Genomic DNA, 2,492 nt, shown 5'->3' with positions numbered 1-2,492 from the left:
TGCGTTTTTGGGGGGGGGGGACCCCCCCCCCCCAGGGGGGGGGGGGGGGGGGGGCCCCCCCCCCCCCCCCCCCCCCCCCCCGCACCGGCTACAGCGCGCCCTTCATCTTGATGGTGATCGTGCCGCCCTTCGGCGCCTTCTTGCCGGCCTCCACGGACTGCGAGTCGACCTCGTCCTGCGGGAACAGGAACGGCTTGTCCACCTCGACCTGGAAGCCGAGATCCGTCAGCTGCTTCTTGGCGTCCTCTTCGTTCTTGCCGGTGACATCCGGCACCGGGACCATCTCCGGGCCCTTGGAGAGCGTGAGGGTGACCGTGTCGCCCTTGCCCAGCTTCTTGCCCTCGGCCGGTGTCTGCCGGGCGACGGTGCCCTTGTCCTGGGTCGAGAAGACCGGCTCGTCGGCGAAGCGCACCCGCAGGCCCGCGGCCCGCAGCGTCTCGGCGGCGTCCGCCCGCTCGCTGCCGAGCACGCCGGGCACCTGGACCTCGGCGCCCCGGCTGATGGTCAGCCCCACCGCCGTATCGGGATGCCGCTTGCTGCCCGCGGCCGGGTCCGTACCGATCACCGAGCCCCTGGCCACCTCGTCGCTGAATTCATGCCGCTCGGTGCCCGGCTTCAGCCCGAGGTCGCGCAGCTTGCGCTTGGCGTCCGCGACCGGGGTGCCGGACAGATCCGGGACGGCGACGATGTTCGGGCCCCGGGAGACGGTGATCGTGACCGTGCCCGTTCCCCGGATCTGCTTGCCGGTGGCCGGGTCCGTCTTCATCACATGGCCGCGGTCCACGTTCGAGCTGAAGCCGCGCACCACCTTCACGCCCAGCCCCTCGTCCCGCAGCGTCCGCTCCGCCTTGGCCTGCGGCATGTCCAGCACCGCCGGGACGGTGGTGAACTGGCCGAAGTTGATGTACCAGACGCCCGTGCCGACCCCCAGGAGCAGCAGCACCGCCGCGATGACCGTGGCGAGCTTGCGCCGCTGGAGCAGCCCGCCACGGGGCGCCTCGGGCGCCGGCGCCGGACGCAGCCGGGTCGTCTGCTCCGACGGCGGCACCTCCAGCCGGCTGGTGCGGTTCAGCTCCGCCTCGTCCGTCCCCGGCAGCGGCGGCTGTACGCCCTCGGGGCGGGGTATCACATCCGTACGCTCCGAGCCGTCGCCCGCCCCGGCGCCGAGGCCGCCCGCGGGCACCTCGTTGGCCTGCGGCGGAACGACATCCAGCTGGGCGTCCGTCAGCTGCGCACGAGCCTCCTGCGCCCGGTACAGCAGCGCCACCGCGTCCTGCGGGCGCTGCTGCGGGTCACGGGCGCAGGCCAGCGCGACCAGCTCGTCCAGCTGCGGCGCGAGCCCCGGCACCAGGCCCGACGGCGGCAGCACGTCCTCATGCAGATGCTGATAGAGGATCTGCGCCACGGAGCCGCCGTTGTGCGGCTTGCCGCCGGTCAGCATCTCGTAGAGCACCACACCACAGGCGTAGACATCGACCCGGGCGTCCGCGGTGCCGTGCTCCATCTGCTCCGGGGCGAGATACGAGACGGTGCCCAGCACCGAGCCCGTCGAGGCGGTGGTGTGGGTGTCCACCGCCCGCACCAGACCGAAGTCGGCGACCTTCACCCGGCCGTCATCGCCGATCAGGACGTTCTCCGGCTTCATGTCGCGGTGCACCAGACCGGCCCGGTGCGCCGCCCCCAGAGCGGCCAGGATCGGCTCCAGGACGTCCAGCGCGGCCCGCGGCTGGAGAGCGCCCCGCTCGCGCAGCACATCGCGCAGCGTGCAGCCGGCGACGTACTCCATCGCCAGATAGACGTACGTCCCGTCCGTGCCCTGATCGAAGACGCCCACCACATTCGGATGCGACAGCCGCGCCACGGACTTCGCCTCGCGGATGAAGCGGTCGACGAACGCCTCGTCCGTCGCCAGCGTCGGGTGCATCACCTTCAGCGCGAGCAGACGGTCCAGCCGGGTGTCCATGGCTTGGTAGACCGTAGCCATACCGCCTGCGGCGATGCGCGCCTGGACGCGGTAGCGGCCGTCGAGCAGCTGACCCACTAGGGGGTCCTGAAGGGTCGTATCCACGGCAAACGAGTGTATGGCCTATTCCCACGTGGTCGCCGTCCCGCCGTGGGTGTTGCTCGCCGTTGCGCCTGCGGCGGGCGGGTCCGCTGCGCGGGGCTGTTGGGTGCGGTGACGGGCCTCCGCGGGTGGGTGTCCGGACTGCTTCGCTTTACGTCCGGACACCCACCCACTCCGGCCCGTCCCCTCCCGTTGGAGGGTGGGAAGAAGGCCGGTGGGGGTGGCCGTAGTGGTCCGGTGCGCCTTGTGCATCGGTGAAATCAGCCACCACGCCCGCCCCCACTCACCGTCACTCATTCCCCCAACGGGAGGGGACGGGCCGGAGGGGGGGGGGGGGGGGGGGGGGAGAGGAAGAAGACACAAAAACCACCCCCAAAGGCCCGTACCCCCCCCACCCACAACCCCCACTCCCCCATTGGGGGGTCTC

General features: G+C 72.0%; 1 protein-coding gene. It reads right to left on the bottom strand.

All coding sequences use genetic code 11. The features are described from left to right. Nucleotides 1-88: 88 nt before the first annotated feature. Complete coding sequence (gene pknB, locus ACZ4XD_RS18795; RefSeq protein ID WP_468043417.1) at nt 89-2,068, bottom strand: Stk1 family PASTA domain-containing Ser/Thr kinase; 1,980 nt, start codon at nt 2,066-2,068, stop codon at nt 89-91. Nucleotides 2,069-2,492 lie beyond the last annotated feature (424 nt).

The sequence above is a fragment of the Streptomyces sp. NPDC029466 genome, assembly GCF_055574515.1.
The sequence above is the reverse complement of the archived record's forward strand: the minus strand, read 5'-3'. Positions and strand labels throughout refer to the sequence as shown.